The following is a 6,409-nucleotide window of genomic DNA, read 5'->3' as shown; positions in this document are numbered from 1 at the left end:
CGCCTACCTCGCCGAGTTCCGCCGCGTCCTGGCCCCGGGCGGATACGCCCTGCTCGGCTTCTTCGAGTCCGAGGGCGACCCGCTCACCCCCTTCGACCACAAGGTGACCACCGCTTACCGCTGGCCGATCGACACCCTCTCCACCCTCGCCGCCGAAGCCGGCCTCACCGAAACTGAAGTTCCACCTTGCGGTTGGACAGCCTGATACTGGGACGGATGGTCCCGGAGGAAGCAGTCCAGGTAGTGAGTGGCAAGAGCAACATGAGCAAGCGGTACACGGCTGAGTTCAAGCGGGACGCGATCGCGCTGGTACGGTCCTCGCCGCATCGGAACGTCACCGAGATCGCCCGGGAGCTGGGGGTCAGCCCCGAGGGCCTGCGGGGCTGGGTCAAGCAGGCGAAGATCGACGAAGGGGACGGCCCCGCGGGCGCGCTCACGACGGCCGAGCGGGAGGAGCTCGTGCGGCTGCGCAAGAGGGACCGGGAACAGCAGCAGACCATCGAGATCTTGAAAAAAGGTCTCGCCTTCTTCGCGAAGGAGACGATGAAGTAGGCACCGTGTGCCGTTTCATCGATGCGGAGAAGGCCACCGAGGACAACCCTGGCGGCTACAGCATCGCCCTGATGTGCCGTGTCATGGGCGTCAACCGCTCCACCTACTACGCCTGGCTCGCCGGTCGGCCGGCGGCAGCCGTGCGTCAACGGGCAGAGGACGAACTGGCGGAGGAGATAAGGGAGATCCATGCCTCCTCGCGCGGAGCCTACGGCGTCCCGCGCGTGCACGCCGCACTGCGGCGCAAGGGCCACGCGATCAACCGGAAGAAGGTGGAGCGGATCATGCGTGAGCGCGACATCCGAGGCGTCACCCGCCGCAAGCGCCGCCACCTGACGAAGCAGGACTCCAAGGCCGCCCCGGCCCCGGACCTGGTGGGCCGCGATTTCACCGCGACGCGGCCCGGAACGAAACTCGTCGGCGATATCACGTATCTGCCCACGATCGAGGGCTGGTGGTACCTGGCCACGGTCATCGACCTGGCAACCCGCGAGGTGGTCGGCTACGCGATGGCCGACCACCACCGCGCCGAGCTGGTCACCGACGCCCTGAAGATGGCCGCCGGCCGCGGCGGCCTGCAGAGCGGCTGCATCATGCACACCGACCGCGGAAGTGAGTATACGAGTGGTGAATTCCGCAGGGAGATAAGGAAGTTGAATCTGAGGCAGAGCATGGGACGAACCGGCATATGCTACGATAACGCCGCAGCCGAGAGCTTCTTCGGCTTGCTGAAGGCGGAGATCGGCACCACCGTCTGGGAGAGCCGCGAGGCCGCCCGAGCCGACGTATTCCACTTCATCGAAGTCGAATACAACCGCACCAGGCTCCGTAAGCACCCTGAGTTCGGATACCTCACCCCCCTCGAAACCCGAGCCAGGCTGAAGCACGACTTCACCCCCGCAGCGTAAGAACCCGCTGTCCAAGATCAGGGTGGAACTTCACGTTCAACCTCACCCTCGAAGTCCACAAGACCAGGAGCATCGATAAGGTTGATCCGCCGTCCACCCCAGACAAAGCACAGCGGCGGCGAAAATAGCGATACCGCGGTCACGCTCCTGACAATCGAAGCCGGTGACGGCAGTACCCGCATGGACCTCACCACGCTAACGAGTGATACCGATGACATAAAGCATCCGCTCAGTGACAATGGCCTTACCAGCATCAACACGAGCGAGGACGCCGAGGTTACAGACAGCGGCGATGCCGGCGATCTGTGCATGAGGAGATCAGCCTCCTCATGCACGACGTTGCAAGAGCGTTCCCGCAGGACTTCGGCTCCTTGACGGTGAACGCCAGCGGACCGGGGATCAGCTGTACACGCACAGCGTTCCGAGCCGACCCCGCGTCGGCCCGGGGCGAGGACGACCGGCTCACGCAGTCGGGCGCGTCGCTCGGGCATCGTCTCTTCCCACTCGGCGAGCCGGACCACGACCGGTTCTCCCTCGGCGCCGATGAGACGGGCGTGGTCCCTCTTGCATCCGGTCAACGCCCCCTACCCATCCCTCGCTCACGCATAGACCTGTTGAGCCTCCGCCGCGCGCGGACGTCGGTCAGGGCATCGTCCACGCGTTCTGCGTACCGGCCCGTGAGGAAGTGATGAGAACGGCCGCCGACCACCGCCCGCGCCGATAGCGTGGCCGGATGGATCAGGAAGAACTGCGCCTTCACGCATCATCCTTCGGCGCGGCGGCGGCCGCCTACGCCGAGCACCGTCCGGACTACGCGCACGATGCGGTGCGTTGGGCGCTGGAGGCCGCGCCCGGTCCGCGGGTGCTCGATCTCGGGGCCGGGACCGGCAAGTTGACCGCCGGGTTGGTCGTGTCGGGAGCCGAGGTGGTCGCGGTCGAGCCGGATCCGGCGATGCTGGCCGAGCTGCGCCGCTCGGAGCCGACGGTCCGGGCGCTGTCGGGCAGTGCCGAGGCGATTCCGCTGCCGGACGCCTCCGTCCACGCCGTACTGGCCGGCAATGCGATGCACTGGTTCGACATGGCGGTCGCGGGGCCCGAGATCGCGCGGGTGCTCGCGTCCGGCGGGGTCCTGGCCGGGTTGTGGAACGTGATGGACAACCAGGTCGAGTGGGTGGCAGAGCTCGCGCGCATCAGCGGGCCTGCGGCCGTCGGACCGCGGGACACGCCTGCCAGTTGGCGAGCCGAGACGGCCGGGGCGCACCTTCCGGGGACCGGCGGGGAGGCCCGGTTCGGTTCGCCGGAGCAACGACTGTTCCCGCACGGGCAGCGCCGCACCGCGGACTCCCTCGTCGCGACCCTCGGGACGCGCGCGGGGATGCTGGTCATGCCGGAGGAGGAACGGGAGGCCGCGCTGGGCCGGATCCGGGCGTTCCTCGCGAGCAGGCCGGAGACCGCGGACGGTGAGTTCACCCTGCCGATGCAGACCGCCGTGCTGCGCGTCCGACGGTTGTGAGCCAGCACGTTCGAAGACCTCCAGAGAAGACCTCCCGAGAAGACCTCCCGAGAACACCTCCAGAGAACGGCTTCCGAGAACACCCCCCGAGGACCCTCACGTGCCGGTCGCCCACCACTTCCGCAGCACCTGCTCCGCCGGCTTCCCGTGCGGTGTGTAGGCGAGGTTCTTCGCCGTCTCTCCGCTGTCGGGCCAGTCGTCCCACATCCACCAGCAGACGCCGGCCCACCACGGCTTGTCGTCGAAGGAGGCGAGCAACGCCTCGTAGGCGGCGGCCTGTTCGGCGTCGTCTTCGCTCTTGCTGACGGTCCAGGAGTAGGGGGCGGTGGTGGTGCCACGCTGGCTGACGTAGCCGGCCTCGGTGAAGAGGATCTTCCGCTGCTGGCGCGCGGAGAAGGCGGCGAGTTCGTCGGCGATGGGCTGCCAGGCCTGGCGCAGTTGTGCCGGGTCGGTCGTGGCCTTGTCGGCGAGCGGCCAGTACGCGTCGATGCCGATGACGTCGAGGTCCTTCCAGAACGGGATCTTCTGGTACTCGTCGTAGTTGGCGGCGTACGTCAGTGGGCCCTTGTAGCGTTCCCGGACGGCGGCGATGACCTTGCTCCAGTGCGCGCCGTCCTGCGAGGTGCCCGCGAGTTCGGTGCCGACCGAGAGCTGCTCGACGCCGCTGTCGGCGGCGAGTTGGGCGTAGTGGGTGATGAAGCGCTCGTAGGCCGCGAACCAGGCGTCCGGGTCCTTGGGCCTGATCTTGGCCCGGTCGCCGCCCTTCGTCAGGTCGACGTGGGGCTTGACCATGGTCTTGAGGCCAGCGTCGTGGGCGAGGCGGATGATGTTGCGCAGGCTCTCGTCGGCGGCGGTCTCGTTAGTGGTGTGCATGCCCGGGTCGCTGACGCGGTCCTGGTACCAGGTGGGGGTGAAGGTCACCCACCGGGCGCCGGTGGCGGCGATCTGCCGGAGGTACGTCGTGGCCTCCGGGCTGTTGTAGTCGTCGGTGTTCCACGAGGGGAGCGTCATGCCCCGTATCCGGCTCGCCGTCCCGTCCTCGGGCCGGCCGCTCGCACTGCCGGAACCGGTCGGAGAACCGGAACCGGTCGGAGAACCGGGATCTGACGGAGAACCGGAACCTGACTGAGAACCAGGTCCCGCCGAGCCGCTGCGGCTGCTCGGTCCGCTGACCGAGGGGGTGGGCGTTTCGTCCTCGCCGCCGCCGGACGAGGAGCATCCGACGGCGGCGAAGAGGACGGCCACCGCCGACAGGGCCGCGGCGGCCATCCTCTTCATCGGGTTCACTGCTGGGGGCTCCTCACCTGTCGGGGCGGGTCAGTTGGCGAGGTCGGTCGGGCCGACGAAGGTGTACCCGAGGGCCCTGATGCCGTCGATCGTCTGCTGGAGCGGGGCCACGTCGTAGTACGGGTGGTAGAAGAAGCTCGCCACGCCGTCCCGGACGGCCAGGTTGGCCTTGGCCGAGGCGATCAGATCGGCGGGCAGCCTCGCCGGGTGGTTGTTGTAGGGCAGCGGCTCGTAGTTGCCGATGTCCTCGGGCAGCACGGTCGTACCGTAGACGTCCTTCACCCAGTACGGGAAGAACTGGCCGATGTAGCGGCCGGCGTTCACGGTTCCGCCGCTGAGCGTTCCGGCGAAGTAGAGTGAACGCTCCAGCCGCGCCGTGTAGTTCTGTCCGAAGACCTGGTAGTCGGCGGCCGAGGCGGCGTAGTGCGGGGTCGTCCAGAGGGTGGGCCTGGGCAGGCCGGCCGCGGCGAAGGTGGCGAGGGCTGAGGTGACCCGGTTCTGGGCCCAGGCGGTGGAGTCCTCGGCGGGCGGTCCGTCGTAGACGACGTTGTTGGCGGCGTCGACGTGGGCGCGGAAGAATTCGAAGTCGTCGCCGGTGACGCCGGTGTAGGGGTTGTCGACGTTGCCGTACTGGTGCGTGTAGCCGTGGTTCATCAGGACGGCGCCGTGCTGGAGCATGTACTGGAGCGCGGCGACGACGTCCGGGGCCTGGGCCAGGGTGATGGTCTGCGGGATCCCGTTGTCGTAGGCGCCCTTGGGGTCGGTGTAGACGGGGATGACGTTGATCCCGTAGGGGATGTTCTGCGAGGCCAGGTAGTCGGCCATGGTCCGCAGTTGCGTCGGGTCCGAGTTGGGGCTGATGTCCTCCAGCCGCACGAAGGCCCTGTGGCGTTCGCTGGTGGCGGGGGCGAGGGCGTCGAACAGGAGGTCCTCGAAGGCGATCACGCGGTCCGACTCGGAGACGTAGGAGAAGGGGATCTCCCCGACGTAGGTGAGGTTGGCCGAGCGGATCGCCCACGGGCTGGTGGCCCCGGTGGTGCCGTCGACGGCCTGGGCGAGCTGGGTGACCTGGGGGTAGCCGGCGCCGGAGAGGGCGGGGTGCAGCACTCCGCCGTCCTGGCCCGCGGGGATCTTCCGGGTCAGCGACTGGTTCTTGTACGTGACCTGGTTGATGTTGCCGGCGCTGCCGTTGGTCTCGAAGTAGGAGTTGGTCGGGTCCCAGCCGTACTTCTTCTTGAAGTTCTCGATGCCGACGGCGTTGGCCATGTTCCAGACGTTGTCGCCGATCCAGGTGACCGGCTTGCCGGTGGTCATCGCGTCCTGGTAGAAGGCCGCCGGGACGGCATCGGGGATGGATCCGCCGTAGTAGGTCGAGCCGACGTAGAAGGTGGCGGTGTACTGCTCCACCATGGTCGCGCTGTACGCGGAGACCGGCTTGGCGGTGACGGTGCCGAAGTGGCCGGCGAGGTTGGCGACGGCCATCGCGTAGAGCTCGCCGAGGTAGCCGTAGGGGCCGGTGGTGTCGTAGAGGACGAGGGCCGAGGTGCCGAAGGTGGCGTCCGCGGCATTCGGGTTACGGACGGCGGCCTTCGGGGCCGCGACGGTGGCCCGGGCGGGCGCCGGGGTGACGGTGAGCCGGTGGGCCTGGCGCTTGCGGTCGTTCGCCAGCCCCGCGGCGTTCCAGGCCGTCAGCTCCTCGGGGCCGACGGCGGAGGGCGAGCCGGGATCGGCGGCCTTGAGCCCGCCGGACGCGGCGGGCGGGCCCCCACCACGGCCCGCGGCCGCCTCGGCGCCCGTGGAGAACGCGACGCCGCCCAGCAGGGCGGCGACCACGGCCAGGATGAGCGGGACGCGGGAAAGCGGAGTTCTCCCTCGCACATTTTTCATCGTGCCCCCTGATTCAGTGTTTTGTCGGCACCTCCACCTGGGATCCCCGCGCGGTATCCGCACCTGAGATCCGCACCCGAGATCTCCACCCGAGGCATCCCTCGACGAAAGCGGTGAAGGCGCGGCAATGAAGCCCCGACAGATTGCCGATTCTTGCGCCGGGCCGGGAGGAGTGTCAACAGGAAATCGTGGCCGGGGATAGCGCATTCATGACAGATCAACCCCCGCCACGGAGAATTGAGCCAGGCCGGGCCGATTCAGG

At 68.3% G+C, this 6,409-nt stretch carries 6 protein-coding genes and 2 pseudogenes; 5 read left to right on the top strand and 3 right to left on the bottom strand.

Annotation, left to right across the window (positions count from 1 at the left end; all coding sequences use genetic code 11):
- From ACIG5E_RS36965 to ACIG5E_RS36955, 3 genes and pseudogenes are all read left to right on the top strand, one after another.
- Positions 1-205 (top strand): annotated as a pseudogene (locus tag ACIG5E_RS36965) (hypothetical protein); the annotation flags it as partial.
- Positions 206-243: 38 nt separating this feature from the next.
- Positions 244-552, top strand: coding sequence for a transposase (locus ACIG5E_RS36960; protein WP_396541271.1), 309 nt, complete (start codon positions 244-246; stop codon positions 550-552).
- Between the two features lie 5 nt (positions 553-557).
- Complete coding sequence (locus tag ACIG5E_RS36955; protein WP_396541269.1) at positions 558-1,460, top strand: IS3 family transposase; 903 nt, start codon at positions 558-560, stop codon at positions 1,458-1,460.
- 26 nt (positions 1,461-1,486) lie between these two features.
- Here the strand turns inward: ACIG5E_RS36955 and ACIG5E_RS36950 are convergent.
- Positions 1,487-1,763: pseudogene (locus ACIG5E_RS36950) on the bottom strand (GTP-binding protein); the annotation flags it as partial.
- 2 nt (positions 1,764-1,765) lie between these two features.
- On the opposite strand from ACIG5E_RS36950, the gene ACIG5E_RS36945 reads away from it, so the two are divergent.
- Both ACIG5E_RS36945 and ACIG5E_RS36940 read left to right on the top strand, forming a co-directional pair.
- On the top strand, positions 1,766-2,149 hold the full coding sequence (locus ACIG5E_RS36945; protein WP_396541267.1) for an SUKH-3 domain-containing protein: 384 nt from the start codon (positions 1,766-1,768) through the stop codon (positions 2,147-2,149).
- Positions 2,150-2,193: 44 nt separating this feature from the next.
- On the top strand, positions 2,194-2,973 hold the full coding sequence (locus tag ACIG5E_RS36940; protein ID WP_396541265.1) for a class I SAM-dependent methyltransferase: 780 nt from the start codon (positions 2,194-2,196) through the stop codon (positions 2,971-2,973).
- 96 nt (positions 2,974-3,069) lie between these two features.
- Here the strand turns inward: ACIG5E_RS36940 and ACIG5E_RS36935 are convergent, their stop codons facing one another.
- Positions 3,070-3,984 carry a glycoside hydrolase family 113 gene (locus ACIG5E_RS36935; protein WP_396541263.1) on the bottom strand — a complete coding sequence of 305 codons (915 nt, stop codon included), beginning with the start codon at positions 3,982-3,984 and terminating at the stop codon, positions 3,070-3,072.
- Between the two features lie 306 nt (positions 3,985-4,290).
- A complete protein-coding gene (locus ACIG5E_RS36930; protein ID WP_396541261.1) occupies positions 4,291-6,147 on the bottom strand; it encodes a DUF2334 domain-containing protein in 1,857 nt (618 codons plus the stop codon).
- Between the last annotated feature and the right edge of the window lie 262 nt (positions 6,148-6,409).

It is taken from the genome of Kitasatospora sp. NPDC053057 (assembly GCF_044546945.1).
Taxonomy (GTDB): domain Bacteria; phylum Actinomycetota; class Actinomycetes; order Streptomycetales; family Streptomycetaceae; genus Kitasatospora.
This window is presented reverse-complemented; position numbering and strand designations above follow the sequence as displayed.